The sequence below is a fragment of the Paenarthrobacter sp. FR1 genome, assembly GCF_051106045.1.
GTDB classification, from domain to species: domain Bacteria; phylum Actinomycetota; class Actinomycetes; order Actinomycetales; family Micrococcaceae; genus Arthrobacter; species Arthrobacter nitroguajacolicus_A.
In genome coordinates this window covers 167888-187497 of sequence record NZ_JBPFSF010000008.1, presented here as the reverse complement: position 1 = coordinate 187497, position 19610 = coordinate 167888, and the positions used below count along the sequence as shown (strand labels likewise).

At 63.6% G+C, this 19610-nt stretch carries 18 protein-coding genes; 10 read left to right on the top strand and 8 right to left on the bottom strand.

Translation table 11 applies throughout. From position 1 onward, the window contains the following. The first annotated feature begins 112 nt into the window (after positions 1–112). The 9 genes from ACR30Z_RS16360 (at position 113) to ACR30Z_RS16320 (ending at position 8605) form a co-directional block, all read left to right on the top strand. A complete protein-coding gene (locus tag ACR30Z_RS16360; RefSeq protein WP_144649153.1) occupies positions 113–616 on the top strand; it encodes a Rid family hydrolase in 504 nt (167 codons plus the stop codon). Further along, positions 609–1382 (top strand): hypothetical protein, encoded by a 774-nt coding sequence (locus ACR30Z_RS16355; RefSeq protein ID WP_434373592.1) that lies wholly within the window; start codon positions 609–611, stop codon positions 1380–1382. The genes ACR30Z_RS16360 and ACR30Z_RS16355 overlap by 8 nt, the downstream gene beginning before the upstream one ends. A gap of 23 nt (positions 1383–1405) precedes the next feature. Beyond that, complete coding sequence (locus ACR30Z_RS16350) at positions 1406–2176, top strand: amino acid ABC transporter ATP-binding protein (protein ID WP_144649485.1); 771 nt, start codon at positions 1406–1408, stop codon at positions 2174–2176. A gap of 1 nt (position 2177) precedes the next feature. Beyond that, complete coding sequence (locus ACR30Z_RS16345) at positions 2178–2816, top strand: amino acid ABC transporter permease (protein WP_144649155.1); 639 nt, start codon at positions 2178–2180, stop codon at positions 2814–2816. Then, complete coding sequence (locus ACR30Z_RS16340) at positions 2813–3466, top strand: amino acid ABC transporter permease (RefSeq protein WP_434373591.1); 654 nt, start codon at positions 2813–2815, stop codon at positions 3464–3466. The genes ACR30Z_RS16345 and ACR30Z_RS16340 overlap by 4 nt, the downstream gene beginning before the upstream one ends. 33 nt (positions 3467–3499) lie before the next feature. Next, positions 3500–4342 (top strand): substrate-binding periplasmic protein, encoded by an 843-nt coding sequence (locus ACR30Z_RS16335; protein WP_144649157.1) that lies wholly within the window; start codon positions 3500–3502, stop codon positions 4340–4342. A gap of 108 nt (positions 4343–4450) precedes the next feature. Further along, entirely contained in the window at positions 4451–5692 is a 1242-nt protein-coding gene (locus ACR30Z_RS16330) for an ROK family protein (RefSeq protein ID WP_434373590.1), read from the top strand. A gap of 93 nt (positions 5693–5785) precedes the next feature. Next, entirely contained in the window at positions 5786–7084 is a 1299-nt protein-coding gene (locus tag ACR30Z_RS16325) for an MFS transporter (RefSeq protein ID WP_434373588.1), read from the top strand. Positions 7085–7096: 12 nt separating this feature from the next. Continuing rightward, on the top strand, positions 7097–8605 hold the full coding sequence (locus ACR30Z_RS16320; protein WP_434373587.1) for a carboxylesterase/lipase family protein: 1509 nt from the start codon (positions 7097–7099) through the stop codon (positions 8603–8605). A gap of 19 nt (positions 8606–8624) precedes the next feature. On the opposite strand, the gene ACR30Z_RS16315 is transcribed toward ACR30Z_RS16320, so the two are convergent. From ACR30Z_RS16315 to xylA, 7 genes are all read right to left on the bottom strand, one after another. After that, positions 8625–9521 carry an aldose 1-epimerase family protein gene (locus ACR30Z_RS16315; protein ID WP_434373586.1) on the bottom strand — a complete coding sequence of 299 codons (897 nt, stop codon included), beginning with the start codon at positions 9519–9521 and terminating at the stop codon, positions 8625–8627. Then, positions 9518–11038, bottom strand: a complete 1521-nt coding sequence (gene araA / locus ACR30Z_RS16310) for an L-arabinose isomerase (RefSeq protein ID WP_434373585.1) — start codon at positions 11036–11038, stop codon at positions 9518–9520. Before araA ends, ACR30Z_RS16315 begins: the two co-directional genes overlap by 4 nt. A 49-nt stretch (positions 11039–11087) precedes the next feature. Continuing rightward, positions 11088–11795: an L-ribulose-5-phosphate 4-epimerase gene (locus ACR30Z_RS16305; RefSeq protein WP_144649163.1), complete on the bottom strand. Its 708-nt coding sequence runs from the start codon at positions 11793–11795 to the stop codon at positions 11088–11090. Next, positions 11792–13528, bottom strand: a complete 1737-nt coding sequence (gene araB / locus ACR30Z_RS16300) for a ribulokinase (protein WP_434373584.1) — start codon at positions 13526–13528, stop codon at positions 11792–11794. The genes ACR30Z_RS16305 and araB overlap by 4 nt, the downstream gene beginning before the upstream one ends. Positions 13529–13672: 144 nt before the next feature. After that, positions 13673–14656 carry a LacI family DNA-binding transcriptional regulator gene (locus tag ACR30Z_RS16295; RefSeq protein ID WP_144649487.1) on the bottom strand — a complete coding sequence of 328 codons (984 nt, stop codon included), beginning with the start codon at positions 14654–14656 and terminating at the stop codon, positions 13673–13675. A gap of 69 nt (positions 14657–14725) precedes the next feature. Beyond that, positions 14726–16156 carry a xylulokinase gene (gene xylB / locus ACR30Z_RS16290; protein WP_434373582.1) on the bottom strand — a complete coding sequence of 477 codons (1431 nt, stop codon included), beginning with the start codon at positions 16154–16156 and terminating at the stop codon, positions 14726–14728. Positions 16157–16243: 87 nt separating this feature from the next. Further along, complete coding sequence (gene xylA, locus ACR30Z_RS16285; protein WP_434373580.1) at positions 16244–17431, bottom strand: xylose isomerase; 1188 nt, start codon at positions 17429–17431, stop codon at positions 16244–16246. 143 nt (positions 17432–17574) lie between these two features. Between xylA and ACR30Z_RS16280 the strand changes: the two genes are divergently transcribed. After that, complete coding sequence (locus ACR30Z_RS16280) at positions 17575–18780, top strand: ROK family transcriptional regulator (protein WP_244296591.1); 1206 nt, start codon at positions 17575–17577, stop codon at positions 18778–18780. 12 nt (positions 18781–18792) lie between these two features. On the opposite strand, the gene ACR30Z_RS16275 is transcribed toward ACR30Z_RS16280, so the two are convergent. Further along, positions 18793–19566, bottom strand: coding sequence for a TetR/AcrR family transcriptional regulator (locus tag ACR30Z_RS16275; protein WP_434373579.1), 774 nt, complete (start codon positions 19564–19566; stop codon positions 18793–18795). Positions 19567–19610: the final 44 nt, after the last annotated feature.

Sequence of the window (19610 nt, the reverse complement as noted above, 5' to 3'; positions counted from 1 at the left end):
GAATCTCTTGTGGCAGCGCCAGTAAACATCGTCCTGAAGCCGGCCTTAACCCCTTTTTCTCGCTCCATGCTTGTAGTGATCAGTGACGATCACCACAAAGGAGAACGAAAAAATGACCACCCTCGAACGACGCTTCGCAGAGGTTCCCGGACACTGGCAGGTGCCGGGTCACTTCAAGATCAACCACAGCCACGGCATCCGCGTGGGGGACATGATCTACGTCGGCGGCCAGGAAGACCTCGATGCGGACGGCAACGTCAATAACCCCGGCGACATCGTGGCCCAGTGCAAGAACGTCATGGAGTCCCTGAAACGGGTCATCGAAAACCTCGGCGGCACCATGGGCGACGTGGTCCAGTTCAACACCTTCTACGCCGGCGAACTCAGCTACGAAGAATGGCAGCGCACGTACGACATCCGTTTCAGCTACTTCCCCGCCCCAGGCCCCACCGCCACAGGCATCCTGATCGGCGAAGAACTCAACCTCCCCGGCATCCGCGTGGAAGTTAATGCCGTCGCTATCGTGGGCAGCGCGGCTACCCGCATTGAAGCGTTCGACGGCGGCGCCCAGGCAGTGCTCGACGGTACCGATGCGGGGGAGGCCCCCGGTGTCTGAGGTCAAGCCCCAACTTGGCGTCATCCTGTGCGACCTCGATTCCTACCCCGTGGACTACATCGAGTGCCTCACCCCGGATGCCCCGGGCATCAGCGACAACCCGGTGGGCTTCTTCGAGAACCCTGCCAGTTGGCAAGGTCTTCCCGTTGCCTATGCCGTGGCCCGCGGAGCCCGTGTGGAACCGTTGGTCAATGGCGAACCCGAAGCCATTGAGGCTTTCTGGTCCGCCAGCGAAAAGCTGGCCCACTGCCCCCTGGTCATCACGGATTGCGGGTTCTTCTTCTACGCCCGCGAGGACATGCGCCAAACAGCCAACGTCATCACCAGCGGATTGGACCTGCTTCCCATCGCCTCAGTGCTGACAAGCAAGGACATCGGTGTGTTGACGGTTTCTGAGTCGCTCGCCTCGAAGCTCCTCGGAGACCACGTGCTGTCCTCGCGACTGGTGATCGCAGGCATGGAAGCCGAGCCCGGCTGGTCCACGATGCTGACCAACGACCACGCTTTGGGCAACGGCTGGGATCAGGCCTTGCTGAAGGAAGGCGTAGCTGCTGTTGCCAAGCGTGAGTTCGGCCCCGGCGGACGCCTTGCGAACATCGGCGTCCTGGTCCTCGAATGCACCCTGCTGCCCGAATTCCGCCAGGAAATCCGCAAGTACACCGATGTGCCGATCCTCGACGTCGCCTCCTTCGCGCTGAACGCGTTGGGTAAGGGTTTCGACGCCGGTGCGCCGGCAGCGGCGTCCAGCGCCACCTTGAGCCAATGACACAAGTCAGGAACGAGTCAGTCATGCATGAAGACACCGAGCAGGATCGGATCGCCATATCCCTTGAGTCAGTGGTCAAGAAGTATGGGGATCACACAGTGATCAACGACGTGTCATTGTCCGTTCGGGAAGGCGAGGTGATTGCCATCATCGGCCCCAGCGGTGCCGGCAAGAGCACCCTGCTGAGGTGCATCAATTTGTTGGAGGTCCCCGACCGCGGTCGGATCACGGTGGAAGGCAACCATGTGGATGCCGGAACCCAGATCAGCCACAAGGACCTGGTCCGTCTGCGCCGCAACGTCGGAATGGTGTTCCAGTCCTTCAACCTCTTTCCGCATATGACGGTTCTGCGGAATATTTCGCTCCCCCAGGAGCGTGTGCTCGGGCGGAGCCGGCAGGAAGCAGACGCCCGCTCCATGAAGCTTTTGGAAAGGGTGGGACTGGCCGACAAGGCCCAGCAATATCCCAGCCGTTGTTCCGGAGGCCAGCAGCAGCGCATCGCCATTGCACGGGCGTTGGCACTGGACCCCCGCGTGATGCTCTTTGACGAACCTACGTCGGCGCTGGACCCGGAAGTGGGTCTCGAAGTACTGGCGGTGATGCGCGAGCTGGCGGCTGAAGGAATGACCATGGTGGTGGTCACCCATGAGATGCAGTTCGCCAGGGATGTTTCGGACCGCGTGGTGGTGATGGCAGAGGGAGCCATCCTCGAAGAGGGCGATCCCGCGGACGTGTTCACCGCACCCGCCATGGACCGTACGCGGAAGTTCCTTCGCGCAGTTCTGGAGCGCTGACATGGAACACCTCTCAGTGGTGGCACAGGGCGTCTCCATGACGCTGCTGCTGACACTCTCCTCGCTACTGTTCGGCGCCATCGGCGGTATACCGTTGGTCCTTGCGCGCCGGTCGCGGCTTGCCTTGGTGCGGTTTACTGCCCGCGCCCTTATCGAACTGCTGCGCGGGATCCCGCCGCTGGCCTGGCTCTTCATCATCTACTTCGGTGTAGGTACTGGTGTCATTGAACTGAGTTCCTTCGCGGCCGCCGTCATCGGGTTCGGATTGGTCTCCTCTGCCTACATGGCTGAGATCTATCGAGGTGGGCTGACGGCCATCCATGACGGCCAATGGGAAGCCAGCGATGCCCTGGGCCTGTCGCATGCGGCCACCCTGGTCACCATCATTGGCCCCCAAGTCCTTCGTGTCTCCATTCCGGCCGCTGCAACGTTCGCCATCGGATTGCTCAAGGACTCCTCTGTTGCCTCCGTCATCGGTGTCCAGGACACCATTTATTGGGCCAGCCACGAATCCACGGTGACGGGTGACGCGATCGTGCCCTTCCTTTGGGCTGCCGGGCTGTACGTGGCCATGACCATTCCTTGTGCGTGGGCAACGCGGTTGCTGGATGCCAAGCTCCGAAAGCGGGTTGCGCGATGACGTTCTTCAACGACTGGGTGGACTACTTCCCTGACCTGTTGGGCGGGCTCGGTGTCAGCCTGCAGCTGACCCTGGTAACGCTGCTGATCGGCCTTCCTGCCGGACTTGTGCTGGCTCTTGCTGCTGGTTCAAAGAATCGAGTCGTCCGTGTCGTAGCCATTGGCGTGATCGAGGTGGGCCGCGGAACCCCCGCCCTCGTGGTCCTGCAGCTGTTCTATTTCGGGCTCCCGACCGCCGGAATGACCCTGACCTCCTTCGTGGCAGCATCGCTGGCTCTGGCTTTCACCACTGCGGCCTATACCAGCGAGATCCTGCGAGGCGGGCTGCAGGCCGTGCCGAGCGGTGAAGTGGAAGCAGCGCATGCCTTGGGGATGGCACGCGGCGACATCCTTCGATTTGTTGTGATTCCGCAAGGGATCAGAATCGCCATCCCGCCGCTCATGGGGTTCGCGATCATGGTGTTCCAAGCGACCTCCTTGGCCTACACCATTGCCATGCCGGAATTGATGAGCCAGGCCTACTCCATCGGCTCCATCACGTTCCGCTACCTGAGCATCCTTACCCTCGCGGGTTTGATGTACGCCTTGATCACTATTCCCGCGAGTTCCCTGAGCAACTTCGTTGAGCATCGCCTGGCCCGTCACCGCTGACGTTCCAGGCAACATAGACCCAGAGGACCCACCATGAAACTACGAATGATTGCGTCAACAGTGGCTGCGTTGACATTGGCTGCGGCCCTGAGCGGTTGCGGTGGCAACACCGAAGCTGCCGGATCCAAAGTCTCCGCCGACTGCAAACCTGCTTCCGACTTCGGCACCATCAAGAAGGGCAACTTGACGGTTGCCGTCTATGAAGCGCCGCCCTACGTCACGTTCAAGGGCAATGAACTCGGGGGAGTCGACGGCGACATCCTTACGGGATTTGCCCAAAAGGAATGCCTCTCCATCACCACGGTGTCCGCCGCTGCTGCAGCCGTCATCCCCACGGTCCAGGGCGGCCGGGCCGATATTGCTACGGGCGGCTGGTGGCGGTCAAAGGCTCGGGCCGACATCCTTGATCTGACTGAACCGATCTATACCGACCAGATGGTGCTGATTTCCAAGGACGGGCTCAACAAGGTCACTGACCTTAAAGGCAAGAAAGTAGGGACTGTCAACGGCAACGTGTGGGTGGACGACGCCAAGAGCTACCTCGGCGGCGACTTGCAGCTCTATAAAGCCCCCGTGGACTTGTTCCAGGACCTCAAATCCGGCCGGCTGGACGTTGGAATCGATGGTTTCGGTGAAGCGCATCAAAACAGCAACGGGCTCAAAGTCGAAGTTCTGGACCCGGACAGTGCCATCAAGGCATCGCTCGAGCCGCCGCAGACGTGCTTGCCGGTGACCAAGGGCAACACCGCGTTGGTTACAGCCCTTAACGAGTACGTGGAGAGCCTTCGCCAGGACGGCAGTTTGGAGAAGATCGTGGTGAAGAACGGCTTCCCGGCCTCCTCCATCAAGACGGGGGACGCTCGCCTGATCGGCTGATCTGCCCAAGTACCTGGCAGTAGTGGTTGTTCTGACGCCCCAGAACAACCACTACTGCCAGCCAGTTGGGCTGCGCGGGCAATCCTGATCCTGTGGCAGGCTAACCACATGGTCACGCACGCACACGCCTCCGGAAGTCCGGGATTTGACTCGTCCCATTCGCTCGTCAGCGGGGACGTGCGCCGGCACAACCTTGAGTTGGTGGCTGGGCACCTCGTTGAACATGGTCCCAGTTCCCGCAGCCAGATAGCCGAAGGGACGGGGCTGACGCGGGGCGCAGTGACCGCGCTGACGCGGTTGCTGGTGGATGCCGGGACTATTCGGGAGGTGGAACCTGTGTCTGCTGGAGGGAAGGGCCGGCCGCAGACACTCCTGGAATTGGCCGCCAACGATGTCGCCCTGGTGATCCTTCAACTGGACGCCGACGAGGCCACCGCGGTGGTTGCCTCCCTGGCCGGGGATGTCCTGTTCCGCACCGCTGATCACCACGGGCGGCCCATGGGGGACCCGGAACCTGTGCTTAATGTCCTGGCGACAGTGCTGGAGCGTGCTGTGGCAGCGGCTGGGGGAATGCAGCGGCGCGTGGTGGATGTGACGGTGGTGGTCTTCGCGCCGGTACTTGGTGATCCGCCCGTGGTTTTCGGTGATTCAGACATGGGCTGGGGTGAAGTGGATGTTCTCGGCGGGCTTCGAAAGCGGGTTCCCGGCTTACCGGGGAGTGTCTCCTTGCATTCGGACGCCGGGTTCGCGGCCATGGCCGAGTTCGATCTGCTCCCCGGCATCAGGGACATGGTCTATCTGAAGAGCAATTCGGGAATCGGAGGAGCCATCATTCTTGGCGGCAGGCTCCGCACGGGAGCTCATGGCTTGGCGGGCGGTTTCGGACACCTTCCCATGGACCACCTGGGGGAACGCTGCGTCTGCGGGCAACGTGGCTGCCTGGTCCTGGTTGCGGGACCTGATGTCGTCCTGAAATCTGCTGGGTTGGGCGAAGAACTGGAAACTGCGGGCCTGGGCAGTGCCTTGAGGGAGCTGACTGACCGGATTGCCCGCGGCGACGCAAGGGCGGTCGAGTCCTTCGACGCCGCGGCGGACTGGGTTGCGCGGGCCCTTCACGTCCTCAGCCGTACCCTGGACCCCCAGACGGTGGTGTTGGGCGGGTATTGGTCGGTGCTGGCTGACCGGATCGAACGCTCCTTCGCCGAGCACGCCCCGGTCTCTGCTTCACCGGGGAGTTACCTGCCCACTATCCGGGCCGGACAGCTGGAGAACGAAGCGACCCTTGTTGGGGCGATTCGGGAATCGAGAAAACGGTTGCTCCGTGAGCCACTGGAAGTGCGTTTAATTTAACCCTTGAATTATCTATGGATGCGGCGCATACTCAATCCCAAGTGATCGTCGAATTTCGATGATCCCGCCGTAACTTTCTCGATGAGGAGAGTCGTGTCCTTCCCCCTGCCTGAGATCAATTCCCCGCCCCCGTCCCCGCAGGTTGCCAACAAGTCTTCGCCCGCAACAGCAACGAGCCGCCCAGCTGGCAGAGGCCTGTTGCCGTCGTTGGCCGTCACCTCCATGGTCCTGTTCGCTACCTACTCCGGACTCATCGCAGTGCTACTGCCAAACCAGGTGGCCGCCATCGACGAGGCCAACAAGGTAGCCAACTTCGCCACGATTTCCACGACCTCGTTCTTCTTCACGCTGTTCGCCCAACCCGTTGTGGGGGCGCTCAGTGACCGGACACGGAGCAGGCTCGGCAGGCGGGCGCCCTGGATGCTGATCGGAGCCGCGATCGGCGCGGTGTTCCTCATGGGACTCGGCGGCCTCGAATCGATCTTCTGGATAGTGTGCTTCTGGGTGATCATCCAGGTGTCGCTGAACGCCTTGCAGGGCCCGTTCTCCGCGATTGTCCCGGACAGGTTCCCCCGGGAACGCCGGGGGATCGCCTCGTCCATGGTCGGTGTGGGGACGATGGCCGGCTCCACTGCCGGGGTGATCCTGGCAGGCAACCTTGCAGGCAATGTCGGCCTGGGCTACACGGTGTTCGGCATCGCAGTCCTGGTGGCCGCGCTGCTGTTTGTCCTGCTGCACCGCGACTACCCCAGCCGGAACGTGACGCATCCCCCGTTCAAGTGGAAGCAGTTCCTCGCAGGATTCGTCATCAGCCCGCGGCAGCACCCCGACTTCGCATGGGCCTTCGCGGCCCGTTTCCTCTTCACCCTTGGCTACTTCGTGGTCTTCACTTTCCAGCTGTACATCCTGACGGATTACGTCGGCCTGGCGCTCGCAGAAGCCAACGCCACCATAGGCCTGCTGAGCCTTGCCGGCCTCGGCAGCACCCTGATCTCCGTTTCGCTGGGTGGCTGGTGGAGTGACCGCATCGGCAAGCGCAAGGTGTTCGTCTACGTCGCGTCCGCATTGATGGTGCTGGGACTGCTGATGCCGGTGATCATGCCGAACATCACCGGCATGATCGCCATGGGCGTCGTCAACGGATTCGGCTTCGGACTCTACATGGCCTGCGACACGGCCCTGATGACCGAAGTCCTCCCAGGTGGCGGTACGGCCGCCGCAAAGGACCTCGGAATTCTCAACATCGCCACCAACATCCCGCAGGCAATGAGTCCGGTCGTTGCCAGTGTGCTGATCAGTTCTTTTGGCGGCTACCCCGCCCTCTTCATTTTCGGCATGGCAGCGGTGGCGATCGCCGCCGTCGTGCTTGTCCCCATCAAAAGCGTCCGATAGGAGCCCCACCGCATGACCCCGTCACTTACCCAGGAGTTCGCAGAAGTCACGACGACGGCAGGAGCCGTCCGTGGTCGCTGGCGGGAAGGCTCCGCAGCCTTCCTCGGGATACCGTACGCCGAACCACCCATCGGGGACCTCCGTTTCGCTGAGCCCGCGCCGCACCGGCCGTGGGAGGGCGTCAGGGATGCCCTCGACTATGGGGCCACTCCGCAGAGGAAGCTTCCGGACTCGGAGCTGATCATCACTCCCGAGCCCTCCATTCCCGGTGATTCCATCCTGAACCTCAACGTTTTCACCCCAAGCCCTTCCCGGAACCGGGACAAAGGCCTCCCCGTGCTGGTGTGGATCCATGGCGGCGGCTTCATTGCTGGTTCGCCGGCGAGCCCCTGGTATGACGGTGGTGCGTTCAACCGGGACGGTGTGGTGACCGTCAGCATCTCCTATCGCCTCGGGTTCGATGGATTTGGCTGGATTCCGGACGCACCCAACAACAGGGGCGTTCTGGACTGGATCCTCGCCCTTGAATGGGTCCGCGACAACATTGAAGCTTTCGGCGGGGACCCCTCCCGCGTGACGATTGCGGGTCAGTCCGCTGGAGGGGGAGCGGTGATGACCTTGCTCACGGTGTCTCGTGCCCGGGCACTGTTCGAGAGGGTCATTTCACTCTCCGGAGTCCCCACCGAGAGGACGCTGGGCCAGGCGGAGGCTGCTGGCCGCCGCCTGGCCCGGCTGGCGGGAGTCGAAGCGACGCGCGCCGGATTGTCGGAACTTTCCGAAGAGCGCGTCCTTGAACTGCAGGCGGAGGTAGCGGGGATGGGTAGTTCGCCCGAACATACAGACCCCATCAGGCCACTCGCTGACCTCATGCGGGACGGACTGGTGTTTGGGCCCGTTGTGGACGGCGTTCTTATTCCTGGGCCAACGGTTGAGGCCATGCGCCTGGGGAATGGTTCGGACAAGGCTCTGTTGGTGGGCTGCACTGACCACGAGTTCAATATGTCGACGGCGGGCGCCGGCCCGTTGCTGCCCAAGGAGCCGGACGCGGCACTGCTGGAAAGGTTGGGTGCCTCGCCGGAGATAGCCGAGGCCTACTTGGCAAGCCACGGCGGGCTTCCGAGCGAGGTCCTGGTGGGCCAATACGTTTCCGACAGGATTTTCCGCACCCCCACCCTGAACGTTGCCGAGGCTCGTGCCGGATCGGCGGCACCCACGTGGGTTTACCGCTTTGCGTGGCGGTCACCGGTCACCGGGGATGCCGGCCACTGCTTCGATATCCCGTTCTTCTTTGATGTGACCACGGCCGAACGTGTGGCCGCGATAGCCGGCGAGGAGCCGCCCTCGGCTTTGGCTGCGGACGTACACGGAGCGGCAGTGGCCTTCATCCGGGACGGCCAACCGGGGTGGACGCCCTGGGACGCCGGTGACCATCAGGTGCGGATCTTCGACGAGCCCAGCATCGACATCGAGGATGGTTACGCAGACGTCCGACTCCTGCAACACATCCCCTCAGCCCGGTAAATCCGCCTGACGGGGCCAGCTACAGCGCGTAGATGCTCCACGACGCCGTGTGCCTGGCTCCGGGCTCCAACCGGATCACGTCCGTTCCGCTGTTGAAGGCGTCCGGAGGACAGGTCATGGGCTCCACAGCCAAGCCGATGCGGCTGGGGATCGGTGTCGGCTTATCCGCCGTGTGGATCTGCAGCCAAGGGCAGCTTTCGTCCCAGGAGATTCCGACGCCGGTGCCCGCGGGGTCCCGCAGCGAAAGGCGCGCCAGCCCGCCGTCGAACGCTATTGCGGTAAACGCATGATCGATTTCCGTGCTGCCGATGGCCTTGGCAGCACGGAAATCGAAGGCGTGGCCGTCCGTGGGCACAACGCCGACAGGCAAGAGCCTGTCCGGTGTCACCTCAAGGAACGAGTCGGCGGCGAACTCAAGGACCCATTGGTCCAGTGGCGACGAACCCGCTACCAGGTACGGGTGCGGACAGACGCCGTAGGGGGCATCGATGTCGGCTGCGTTCACCGCGGAAACGGACGTGTTCAACCCCGCCTCGTCCAGCACATACCGTGCCTCCAACTCCAGGACGAACGGGTAGCCCGCCGTGGGTCCCACCGCGCACGTCAAGGTGAGCGAACCGGCGTCGGACTCCTTCAGCGTCCAGTCGAGCGGAAAGGCGAGGCCATGCAGCGCGGTGTCCCGCTCAGGTTCGTTGATCGGCAACTGGTGATCAACGCCGTCGAAACTGTACTTGCCATCGGCGATCCGGTTGGGCCACGGCGCGGCGATGATGCCACGGTAGTCCGGGATCGGGCCGCCTTCCGGGAAGGGAACCACCAGGTCCCGGCCATCGAGTGTCAGCCGACGAAGCGCAGCGGCGCGGGCGGTCACGACAGCGGTGTAACCGCCCGCGCTCAGCGTGAATTCGGCGCTCACAGGCCGCCGGCCAGCTTGTAGTACGCCGCGTTCCAGTTGAGTTCCTTCTTGAACTGTTTGATGGTGGTGTCCTCATCGATGGTGAGAAGTTCGGTCTTGGCGATTTCGGCGAAGTCCTCGAACACGTCCAGGCCCACCTGCGTGGACAATACCGTGTGGTGCGCGGCGCCGGCAGTCAGCCACGCAGCCGCCGAGGTAGCGAAGTTGGGCTTCGGCTCCCAGAGCGCGCGGGCCACCGGAAGGTTGGGGAGCGGTTGGTCAAGGTCGACGACGTCCACCACGTTGGCAACCAGGCGGAACCGGTCGCGCATATCGGACAGCGCCACGACGACGCCTGGGCCAGCGTCCGTATCGAACACCATGCGGACGGGGTCTTCCTTGCCGCCGATGCCCAGCGGGTGGATCTCGACGCGCGGCTTCTTGGCGGTCAGCGAGGGGCAGACCTCCAGCATGTGCGCACCCAGGATCTTCTCGCTTCCCGGTTCCAGGTGGTACGTGTAGTCCTCCATGAGCGACGCGCCTCCGGGCAGGTCACCGCCCATGACTTTGGCAGCCCGCACCAGGATGGCGGTTTTCCAGTCGCCCTCCGCGCCGAAGCCGTAGCCGTCAGCCATGAGGCGCTGGACGGCCATGCCGGGGAGTTGTCGTAGTTCGCCGAGGTCCTCAAACGAAGTGGTGAACGCTGCGGAACCGTTGGCTTCGAGGAAGCTGCGCAACCCCAGTTCGATGCGGGCGCTGTACCGCAGCGACTCGTGGCGGGCGCCGCCTGATTTCAGTTCGGCAACCACCTCGTAGAGGCGTTCGTACTCCTCGACCAGGGCGTCGACGTCGGCCTCGCTGGCCGTGTGGACCGCCTCGGCAAGCTCGTTGACGGACCAGGTGTTCACTGAGACGCCGAAGCGCAGCTCGGCTTCAGTCTTGTCGCCTTCGGTGACGGCGACATTGCGCATGTTGTCGCCAAAACGGGTCAGCTTCAAGGTGCGGACGGCGGCCCAGCCCGCCGAGGCGCGCTGCCACGCGCCCACCTGGCGGGCGACCTCAGGATTGCTGACATGCCCGACGACGGTCTTCCGCGGCACGCCGAGGCGAGACTGGATGTACCCGAACTCGCGGTCACCGTGCGCAGCCTGGTTAAGGTTCATGAAGTCGAAATCGATGTCCGCCCACGGCAGGTCGCGGTTGGCCTGGGTGTGGAGGTGCAGGAGCGGTTTGCGGAGGGCGTCGAGGCCCTGGATCCACATCTTTGCGGGGCTGAACGTGTGCATCCAGGCGGTCACGCCGATCACGGCGTCGTCCGCGTTGGCCTCGAGCGCAGTGCGGCGGATGGCATCGGAATCAGTGAGGACCGGCTTCCACACGAGCTTGACCGGAACGTTGCTGTTGGCGTTGAGGACGTTGGCGATCTCCTGCGATTGCGCTGCGACCTGCTTCAGGACGTCCTCGCCATAAAGGTGCTGGCTGCCCGTGAGGAACCAGACTTCGTACTGTTCGAGGGAGGTGTTGTTGGCGTTGGGCATTCTCGGGGCTCCTGAAGTGTTGTGGTGGCGGGGCTAAAGCTGCGTCGCGTTAGCGGCCGTAGACGTTTTGGTAGCGGTCGTACAGGGATTCGATCTTGGCTTGATCAATGGGCAGGGGATCGCCGAGCTGGCGCGAAATGTGGACCGTCCTGGCCACTTCCTCGCACATGACCGCGGCTTTGACCGCCTCGCGGGCGGACTTGCCGATGGTGAAGGGCCCGTGGTTCTGCATGAGCACTGCGGGGGAGTGGGAGTTCTTGAGCGTCTCCACGATTCCCTGGCCGATCGAGTCATCGCCGATCAGGGCGAACGGTCCCACCGGTATGGGGCCACCAAATTCGTCGCCCATCATGGTGAGGACGCAGGGGATTTCTTCTCCACGGGCCGCCCACGCCGTGGCGTAGGTGGAGTGCGTGTGCACCACGCCGCCTACCTCGGGCATGTGCCGGTAGACGTAGGCGTGCGCAGCGGTGTCCGAGGACGGTGAGAGGTCCGGGTTGCCCCAGTCGACGGTGCCGCCACTGCCAGTGTTGATCCCGCGGACCGGTGTGCCGTAAAGGTCCGTGACCACCATGAGCTCCGGGGTGAGGTCGTCGTAGGAAACTCCGGAGGGCTTGATGACCATCAGGTCGTGGCCAGGGATGCGGCCCGACACATTGCCGGCGGTCCACACGACAAGTTCGTAGCGGGTCAGTTCGGCGTGGAGCTCGCAGACGTCCTTGCGGACCCGCGCGATGGTCTCCAAGAGGGCGCTCATGCGTTGGCCCCTTCCAGGGTGTTCGTCTGGTTCGCTGTATCCTGGGTTGCCGAGCCTTGGATGGCGGCACGCTGGATGGCTTTGAGGCGGTGCATGACGTTGTTGGCCCCGCGGCCGAAGTAGTCGTGGAGCTCTTTGTACTCTTGAAAAAGGACCTCGTACGCGGCGACATTTTCCGGGATGGGCGTGTAGACAGAGCCGGGGGCCGCAGCCATGGAAGCGGCGGCTTCGCGGATGTCCTTGTACTTCCCGCCAGCCACGGCCGCGTGGATGGCGGAGCCCAGAGCCGGGCCCTGTTCCGATCCGATCGTGGAGAGCTGCAGGCCGGTGATATCGGCGTAGACCTGCATCAGAAATTTGTTCTTCAAGAGTCCACCGGCCACGATGAACTCCTTGACCGGGACGCCGGAATCGCGGAAGGCATCCACGATGGTCCGCGTGCCGAACGCCGTGGCTTCCAGCAGCGCACGGTAGGTGTCCTCAGGCTTGGTGGCCAGGGTCTGGCCCACCACGACGCCGGAGAGTTCGTGGTCCACCAGCACTGAACGGTTGCCCGAGTGCCAGTCCAAGGCAATCAGGCCGTGCTCGCCGATGGCCTGCTTCTCTGCGAGTTCCGTGAGGTATTCGTGAATTCCCAGGCCCTTCTCAGCTGCGGCCTGGTGGTATTCGGGCGGTACGCCGTTCTTGGTGAACCAGCCGAAGATGTCGCCCACTCCGGACTGGCCGGCTTCGTAGCCCCACAAGCCGTCAACGATCCCGCCATCTACAACGCCACACATGCCCGGGACTTCGCGCAGGACGTCGCCATTCATGACGTGGCAGGTGGAGGTTCCCATGATTGCGACGAGCTGGCCGGGTTCCACGGCGTTGGCAGCAGGTGCACTGACATGGGCGTCCACGTTGCCTACCGCCACAGCGATACCCGCCGGGAGCCCGGTCCATCCCGCGGCTTCTTCGGTGAGGAAGCCGGCGGCGTCGCCCAGGCGGCCAATCGTGTGCTCCAGCTTTGCGCTGACAAAGTTTTTGAAATCAGGGTTGAGTGCTTCCAGGAAGTCCTCGGACGGATACTGTCCGTCCTGGTAGATGCCCTTGTAGCCGGCAGTGCACGCGTTGCGGACGTAGCTGCCGCAGAGCTGCCAGACGATCCAGTCCGCCGCTTCAACCCAGTGCTCCATGGCAGCGTAGACTTCCGGGTCTTCCTCCAGGAGCTGCAGGCCCTTGGCAAATTCCCATTCAGAGGAGATCAGGCCACCGTAGCGGGGGAGCCAGGATTCGCCGCGATCTTCGGCAAGCTGGTTGATGCGGTCCGCCTGTGGCTGCGCGGCGTGGTGCCGCCACAGCTTCACAAAGGCGTGCGGCCGGTTCGCGAAGCGTTCCAGTTCGTTCAGTGGCGTGCCGTCCGCCGTCGTCGGAACCATGGTGCACGCCGTGAAGTCAGTGGCGATGCCCACCACATTGGCCGGGTTGATTCCAGCATTGGCGACGGCGGCCGGTACTGCGTTGCGAAGGACGTCGCGGTAGTCGTTGGGCACCTGAAGCGCCCAGTCAGCGGGCAATCGCTGGCTGCTGCCGGGCAGGCTTTCCGTCACGACGGCATGCGGATACTCGAACACGCCGTTTCCGAGCTCGGTGCCATCCGATACACGCACCACGACGGCGCGTCCGGACAAAGTGCCGTAATCCACACCGATGACAAACTGCTCGTCGAGCGGGAGGTTTTCAGAGGTATTCATGGGTCTCCATCCGGCTGGCCAGGGCCTCATTGCCGGGGGTCGGGGTGGAAAACTGAAGAAGGTCTGATGCAATTGTTAGCGCTCACAACTTTGATGTCAAGAGGCTCCCTGGCTCATGTCACTGTTCTCTCGCCCCCGGAGGGGTTAGTTGCTGAGCCGCGCTGTGGTCTCGCGGACGACCAAGCGGGGTGTCACCGTGATGGGGGTGCCCGGCGCGCCACTTTCCAGGCGATCCAGAAGCAGGCCGATGCAGCGCTGGCCGAGTTCCTCAAAGTCCTGGGCAACGGTAGTCAGCGGGGGAATGAAGTAAGCCGACTCCGGCTGGTCGTCGAAGCCCACAATGCTGATGTCCTTTGGCACGTGAACCCCTGCTTCATGGAACGCCCGGAGGACGCCAAGGGCCATCTGGTCGTTGGCGACGAACAGCGCACTCACGGAGCGGTCGGCAGCAATTTTCAGGCCTTCCCTGTAACCGCATTCGGCGCTCCAATCGCCCTCGATCAGGGTGGTTGGCTCAAGTCCTGCGTCGGTCAACGCGTCCCGCCAGCCGTCGATCCGGGCAGCGGCATCAATCCAATCAGTTGGCCCGGAGAGGTGTCCGATGCGCTGGTGTCCCAGATCCAGGAGGTGCCGGACGGCAAGCAGGGCGCCTTGCCGCTGGTCAACGGTGGCTCCGCTGAGGTGTTCATCCCCGATTGACCCCACGGCCACCAGCGGGACCTGAGACGTGATGTCCTTGAGGACGTCAAACGTACCCGGGTGGGGGACGGTCACCACAATGCCGTCAACGCCCTGGTCCATGAAGTGGGCGATGGCGTCCTTGATGGTCTCCGGCGTGACTTCCCGCAGGGCTGCCACGCTGACGAAATAGCCCGCGTCCCTCGCTGCCTGTTGGACTCCCAGCAGGGTGTGGGACGGCCCATACTGGGCCATTTCGCTGCCGAGCACTCCGATGGTTTGGGAGCGCCGGGTCACCAGGCTGCGGGCGGCCGTGTTGCGGCGGTAGCCAAGTTCCGTGATGGCTTGTTCCACGCGTTCGCGGGTCTTGGAACTTACGTTGGGGTGATTGTTCAGAACCCGCGAGACCGTCTGGTGGGAGACTCCCGCCACGCGGGCCACGTCCTCCATGACGGGAGGTCGGATCGGTGCAGATTGTTCAGAGCTCACCCTGTCACGATAGAGCACAAGCTGCGCTGATCAGCCCATGGCCACCCCGGCGGCGTAACGCCGATACCTCGTCAGGAAGGGCGCTGGCCCATCAGAGTTCAGGGGGCTCACCTCGACGCCTTCCAACTCCCAATCAGGCAGTTGGCCCGTGAGAACCCCAGCTGCTTGCCGGGCGGCGCCGTCGGCCACGTATTCCCCGGGACTCGGGACGAACACTGGCAGGCCGAACACTGAGGCAGCCACCTGCTGCACAGCTTCCGATTGGGCGCCGCCACCCACCAAGATGATGCGCTGCGCGGCGACCCCTTGTGCCTGCAACGCTGCCAAACCGTCGGCCAATGAGCAGAGGACACCCTCCACCGCAGCCCGGGCCAGGTTGGCTGGTGTGTAGTTGGAGAGAGTGAGGCCGTGGAGGGAACCCGAGGCATCGGGAAGGTTGGGCGTCCGTTCACCCTCGAAATACGGAACAAGTGTCAGGCCGTTGGCTCCCTCCGGGGCGGAAAGCGCGAGTTCTCCAAGTTCCGTGAGGTTTACGCCGAGCAACGTAGCTGTCGCGTCGAAGATCCGGGTGGCATTAAGCGTGCAGGCAAGCGGAAGGAAGTTTCCGGTCGCGTCCGCGAAGCCAGCCACCAGACCGGAAGCGTCCCGGGCGGGGACGTCCGATACCGCGAACACGGTCCCCGATGTGCCGATCGAAATGACGACGTCCCCGACGGCGGCACTGACGCCCAGGCCCGCTGCGGCGTTGTCGCCCGCGCCCGGACCGATCAATGCGCCCGTGGGAGTCTTGCCCGTAGTTTCCAATGGTCCGACGACGGTTGGCAGCACCGGGACATGGCCCAGGGTGCTCTTGAGGACATCGGGCAGGTAGTCCCCGGTGATGGCCGAAAAGTAGCCCGTGCCCGAGGCGTCGGAACGGTCGGTCCTGAGCAGCTCCAAGGACTGAGGTCCGGTCCCTGGACCGTGACCGGCCAAGCGCCAGGAGAGCCAATCGTGGGGAAGGCACACTGCGGCTGTGCGCTGAGCGTTGGCGGGCTCATTCCGGGCCAGCCAACGGAGCTTGGTGGCGGTCAAGGAAGCCACTGGGACGGTTCCGGTGCTGGATGCCCAGAATGAGGCCCCGGCAGCAGCATCGCCATCACCGGCTTCGATGATGAGTTGGTCAGCGTCTGGTGCCGAACGGGTGTCGTTCCAGAGCAGGGCCGGTCGAACCACATCGCCGGATTCGTCCAGGCACACCATGCCATGTTGCTGTCCGCCTATGGACACGGCCTCGACGTCGTCCAGGCCACCGGCCTGTGAGATCGCTTCCTGCAGGGCAGTCCACCAGTGTTCGGGGTGGACCTCCGTGCCGTCAGGATGGGAGGCCCGGCCCTGACGCACCAAGGCCCCCGTGGCTGTGTCCCTGATGACCACCTTGCAGGACTGGGTGGAGCTATCGATCCCGGCTACGAGAGGCATGCGTTTGTTCCTTTGGGGGACCGGCGCCGGGCTTGCCAAAGAATAATCCTGGCAAGCCCGTCGACGGGGTTGAGGTGGATGGAGTGGTTAGCGGGAACCGAGCAGGTGCTCGATGGCCAGCTGGTTGAGGCGGACGAAAGCGAACGAGCGCTCGGCGGCCTTGTCGGCGTCGAACGTTTCGAACGCGCTGGCGTCAGCCAGCAGGTCCGCGGTGGTCTCGCCGGCGTTCAAGGTGGTCTCGCCCAGCTCGAACACGCCCGAGGTGGCCAGCGCTTCCTGGGCCTCGGGATCCGCACGGAAAGCAAGGGCGCGTCCCTTCAGCAGGAGGTACATGGACATGTTGGACTTGGCTGATTCCCACACACCGTCGTAGCCATCGGTGCGGGACGGCTTGTAGTCGAAGTGCCGGGGGCCGTCGTACTTCGGTCCGCCGTTGGGGAAGCCGTTCTCCAGCAGGTCCACGGTGAAGAAAGCGCTGGTGAGGTCGCCGTGTCCGAAGACGAGGTCTTGGTCGTACTTGATACCGCGCTGCCCGTTGAGGTCGATGTGGAAGAGCTTTCCGGCCCACAGGGCCTGTGCAATGCCGTGCGTGAAGTTCAGGCCGGCCATCTGCTCGTGGCCCGTCTCCGGGTTGAGGCCCACGATGTCGCCGTGTTCCAGCTGCGCAATGAACGCCAAGCCGTGGCCAACGGTGGGCAGGAAGATGTCGCCGCGGGGTTCGTTCGGCTTGGGCTCAAGGGCGATGCGCAGGCCGTAGCCCTTCTCCTTGATGTAGCCGGCCGCGGTGTCCACGCCTTCCTTCATGCGGTCCAGCGCTGCGGAGAGGTCCTTGGAACCGTCGTATTCACTGCCTTCGCGGCCTCCCCACATGACGAACGTCTCGGCGCCCAGTTCAGCGGCGAGGTCGATGTTACGAAGGATCTTGCTCAGCGCGAAGCGGCGAACGGCGCGGTCGTTCGAAGTGAATCCGCCGTCCTTGAAGACCGGGTGGCTGAAGAGGTTGGTGGTCACCATCGGAGTCTTCAGGCCGGTCTCCGCCAATGCTGCCTTGAAGTTCTTCAAGATCAGGTCGCGCTCGGAGGCGGTGGCGTCGAAGGGGATCAAGTCATTGTCGTGGAAGGTGATGCCATACGCCCCGAGTTCACTGAGCTTGTGTACGGCTTCCACGGGATCCAATGCGGGGCGGGTAGCTACACCGAAGGGATCCGCGCCAGTCCAACCGACGGTCCAAAGGCCAAAGGTGAAGCGGTCCTGGGGGGTGGGCTGCGGGGTCATTTTTGCTCCTTTGCAAAGCACTGGGGAGGCGTGGAAGTTTTCCACTCCAATTAGTTTTCAATCTGAACTATATGGGGGATGATGGATCATGGTCAATGGAAGTCAGCAAAAAAACTTCGAATCCACAGGGAGGTCCCACGCCCGTGAATGAGGCAACCGCGCCCGGACGCGTAGGCGACGTCCGCCGTCGAAATCTTTCGTTGGTACTGGACTCGATCGCTCGAACGGGCGATGCCAAGCCAAGCCGTGCGCAACTGGCCGCTGGAACGGGGCTGACCAAAGCTGCCGTGTCCAGCCTCGTTGCCGACCTCGTGGAGTCCGGGCTGGTGTCCGAAGTGGGCCTCTACCGCGATGGTGAGAGGGGAAGGCCCGGCCAGGGCTTGGAGCTCAGCTCGCATCGCGGCGTGATTGGCATGGAGATCAATGTGGACTACCTGGCCGTGGGGCTGGTGGACCTCGGCGGAAACCTGCGGTTCCACTCAGCTGTTGAATCGCGCAACAGGGGCTTGGCGCCTGCAAAGGTGATGGAACGCCTTGGGGGGCTTGCAGCTGAAGCGAAGGCTGCGGCTGCAGCCGAAAACATCGCCATCTTGGGTGGCGGATTGGCCGTTCCGGGTTTGGTGGACCAGCAGCGAAACGTGGTGCTTTCCGCTCCGAACCTTCATTGGGAAAACGAACAGCTGAATCCGCGGTCCCTGCTGGAAGGTGCTCCGCTGGGCGTCAGGCTCTCCAACGAGGCCAACAGTGCCGCCCTGGGAGAGCTTTGGTATGGCGGTGGCCAGGCGGACTTCCTGTATGTGTCCGGTGAAGTGGGCGTCGGCGGCGGCGTCATCATCGGCTCGGAACTCTATACAGGGCCGGGTGGATCTGCGGGCGAACTGGGCCACATTGTGGTGCACCCGGAAGGTCCCGCCTGTTCCTGCGGCGGGGCGGGGTGTTTGGAAACGTTCGCCGGCCAGGAAGCCATTTTTGAGGCCGCGGGCACACCCGACGGCACGTTGGGTGAACGTACGGAACTGCTCCTCACGGCCCTGCGGAGGAAGGATCCGCGGGCCACTCAGGCGGTTCACGACGCCGGGCGGTACTTGGGCGTCGCGCTCGCCTCCTCTGCACGGTTGATGGATATCGAAGCCGTAGTGCTGGGTGGCCATTTTGCCGTGTTGGGGGAGTGGCTCAGGCCGGCGCTGTTGGGCAGCCTGGAGCGTTACGCCCCAGGGCTCTTGGATCCTGCCAACCTCACGGTCTCCGGCTTGGAGCACTCCGGGACGCTCCTTGGTGCTGCCGGCCAAGTGATCCGGTCTGTCATTGAGTCCCCGTTTGAGTTCCTGCTGGCAGGCAAGCTGGCGTAGGCCTGCCGTTGGCTACCCGGGCTGGTCCGCGCCGGAGCCGCGGCGCGCCATCAGCGCTTCCATGCCGTCCAGATAGCGCTCCAGCGCGAAGCTGAGTTCGTCTCCGGCATCTTCCATCACGGCCAGCTCGGGGTCGCTGAACAGTCCCAGGACTTCGCGGTGTTGTTCCGGGTCCAGGAGTTGGAAGAGCAAGCCCACGTACGCTTCAAAGGCGTCCGGGGTGTCGTTGTCCGCCACATCGAGTTCCATTCGGGTGCTGGACCGAACCAGGTTGGCCAGCATGAGGGCGGAGTTCAACTTCTCTGAGGCCGTCAAGGTGGTTGGTGCGAGAGCGCGCAGCAACTGTTCCAGCCAGAGGAGCTCGTTGGGTGAGGCGGGTGGCCCGGTGACGGGGTAGTCCAGAATCCAGGGATGCTCCCTGTATCGCTGCTCGATGGCTTTGGCCCATCTCCGGGTGGCGGTTCGCCAGTCAGGCTCCGCCCGGTCCCCGACCTCCGGCGCGGCGAGGTCCGGATCGCCAAACGCGGCGTCCACCATCAGGACCAGCAGCTCTTCCTTGGAGCGCAGGTGTCGGTACAAGGACATGGTGGTGAAGCCCAAATCCTTGGCAACCCGGGCCATGGAAACAGCTGCCAGGCCTTCCTTGTCGGCGAGTCGTATGGCCACCTCAATGATCCGTGCGGGGCTCAGCTCCGCTTTTGCCCCACGAGTGGACGGTCGGTCGAGCCCCCACGCAATGGCGACGCCCGGGGGCAGGTCCGTGAGGCTTAGGTCTTTCTGTGGCATGGCTTCCTTCCTTCACGGCCAGCCTAACTGTTTCGGGTATACAC

Coding starts and splice junctions, on each gene's coding strand:
- ACR30Z_RS16360 (WP_144649153.1), top strand. CDS start 113: ATGACCACCCTCGAACGACGCTTCGCAGAGGTTCCCGGACACTGGCAG.
- ACR30Z_RS16350 (WP_144649485.1), top strand. CDS start 1,406: ATGCATGAAGACACCGAGCAGGATCGGATCGCCATATCCCTTGAGTCA.
- ACR30Z_RS16345 (WP_144649155.1), top strand. CDS start 2,178: ATGGAACACCTCTCAGTGGTGGCACAGGGCGTCTCCATGACGCTGCTG.
- ACR30Z_RS16340 (WP_434373591.1), top strand. CDS start 2,813: ATGACGTTCTTCAACGACTGGGTGGACTACTTCCCTGACCTGTTGGGC.
- ACR30Z_RS16335 (WP_144649157.1), top strand. CDS start 3,500: ATGAAACTACGAATGATTGCGTCAACAGTGGCTGCGTTGACATTGGCT.
- ACR30Z_RS16330 (WP_434373590.1), top strand. CDS start 4,451: ATGGTCACGCACGCACACGCCTCCGGAAGTCCGGGATTTGACTCGTCC.
- ACR30Z_RS16320 (WP_434373587.1), top strand. CDS start 7,097: ATGACCCCGTCACTTACCCAGGAGTTCGCAGAAGTCACGACGACGGCA.
- araA (WP_434373585.1), bottom strand. CDS start 11,038: ATGCCCAACGCCAACAACACCTCCCTCGAACAGTACGAAGTCTGGTTC.
- ACR30Z_RS16305 (WP_144649163.1), bottom strand. CDS start 11,795: ATGAGCGCCCTCTTGGAGACCATCGCGCGGGTCCGCAAGGACGTCTGC.
- araB (WP_434373584.1), bottom strand. CDS start 13,528: ATGAATACCTCTGAAAACCTCCCGCTCGACGAGCAGTTTGTCATCGGT.
- ACR30Z_RS16295 (WP_144649487.1), bottom strand. CDS start 14,656: ATGGAGGACGTGGCCCGCGTGGCGGGAGTCTCCCACCAGACGGTCTCG.
- xylB (WP_434373582.1), bottom strand. CDS start 16,156: ATGCCTCTCGTAGCCGGGATCGATAGCTCCACCCAGTCCTGCAAGGTG.
- xylA (WP_434373580.1), bottom strand. CDS start 17,431: ATGACCCCGCAGCCCACCCCCCAGGACCGCTTCACCTTTGGCCTTTGG.
- ACR30Z_RS16275 (WP_434373579.1), bottom strand. CDS start 19,566: ATGCCACAGAAAGACCTAAGCCTCACGGACCTGCCCCCGGGCGTCGCC.